Origin of the sequence: Burkholderia sp. BDU5 (assembly GCF_001522845.1) — a bacterium.
Taxonomy (GTDB): Bacteria; Pseudomonadota; Gammaproteobacteria; order Burkholderiales; family Burkholderiaceae; genus Burkholderia; species Burkholderia mayonis.
Map to the genome: position 1 here is coordinate 1 of NZ_LOWC01000174.1, position 1,483 is coordinate 1,483.

Annotated in this window: 1 protein-coding gene; it reads left to right on the forward strand. The window is 60.3% G+C overall.

Annotation, left to right across the window (positions count from 1 at the left end; genetic code table 11):
* The first annotated feature begins 122 nt into the window (after nucleotides 1-122).
* Nucleotides 123-1,445: an IS5 family transposase gene (locus WS69_RS29655; protein ID WP_059474209.1), complete on the forward strand. Its 1,323-nt coding sequence runs from the start codon at nucleotides 123-125 to the stop codon at nucleotides 1,443-1,445.
* Nucleotides 1,446-1,483: the final 38 nt, after the last annotated feature.

The window sequence follows — 1,483 nt, forward strand, 5'->3', positions numbered from 1 at the left end:
GTCGAACCTGAACAATCCTGGACGGCTTATACGGAAAGGCGGTGAGGCCGAAACGGTGTTGTTGGATTTGCAGGAAGCAGGCATATTGACGCGTGAATCCTGCAAATCCTGACGAGGTGTGGATGGGTCCGAAGTTGCCGGTGACAGAGGGAGATTTCTTCCGCCAACCGCTGCGCGAGCAGATCAATCTGAAGCATCCGTTGATTCGCCTGGCCGATCTGATCGACTGGGCTCGGTTGAGCACGACGATGAGTGCGAGTTTCGCATCGTCTCGTGGCCGACCGGCAACGTCGCCGCGTTTGATCGCAGGGCTGCTGTACTTGCAGCACGCGTTCGACCTGTCGGATGAAGAGGTCGTCTGGCAATGGCTGGAGAACCCGTACTGGCAAGTGTTCACCGGCGAGACGTACTTGCAGACGAAACCGCCGATCGATCCGTCGAGCCTGACGCGCTGGCGTAAGCGCCTGGGCGAAGCCGGCGTTGAAGAACTGTTGGCTGAGACGATCGAAGCGGCCAAACGCGCAAAGGTCATCAAGACGACGAGCCTGAAGCGGGTGATTGTCGATACGACGGTGATGGAAAAGGCGATTGCGCATCCCACCGATTCGCGCCTGCTCGAACGTTGCCGGGAACATCTGGTGAAGGCCGCCGCCCAGCACGGGCTGAAGCTGCGGCAGAACTACAACCGCGAAGCGCCGCGTCTGGCGGGCCAGATCGGGCGCTATGCACATGCGAAGCAGTACAAGCGGATGAAGAAGGCGCTGCGCACTTTGCGTTCACGAGTGGGGCGCGTGATGCGTGACGTGGAGCGGCAACTGGAAGGCGTTGTTCAGCAAAGTCGCGCGGAGTTGGAAGACTTGATCAGCCGCACGAAGCGGATTCTCACGCAGAAGCAGAAGGACAAAAACAAGCTGTATGCGCTGCACGCGCCGGAAGTGGAGTGCCTGGCGAAAGGCAAAGCGCGCAAGCCGTACGAATTTGGCGTGAAGGTGTCGATCACCACGACGCACAAGGAAGGTCTGGTAGTCGGAGCTCGTTCAATGCCGGGCAATCCATACGACGGGCACACGTTGGCCGAAGCGTTGGAACAAGCGGCGATCCTGAGCGATGTGCAGCCGGAGATCGCCGTCGTCGACCGCGGCTACAAGGGCGTCGCCGTCGATGGTGTGAAGGTCTATCACCCAGGTTTGCGACGCGGTATCACACGCGGCCTGCGAGCAATGATCCGGCGTCGCAGCGCAATCGAACCGGCCATCGGGCACATGAAGGCCGACGGCAAGCTCGATCGAAATTGGCTCAAGGGTTCGTTGGGCGATGCGATTCATGCGGTGCTGTGCGGCGCTGGCCACAACCTGCGGATGATCCTGCGCAACCTGCGGCTTTTTTACGCCCTGATTCTCGTCGCTTTGCTCAGCTTCCGAGCCGCTGCGCCGTCGGCGGCGTAGCTTCATCTGCGCGACAAAACGAATTGTTCAGGGCCGAC

Excerpts from the sequence above, each read along its gene's own strand:
- WS69_RS29655 (WP_059474209.1), top strand. The coding sequence starts at position 123 with ATGGGTCCGAAGTTGCCGGTGACAGAGGGAGATTTCTTCCGCCAACCG.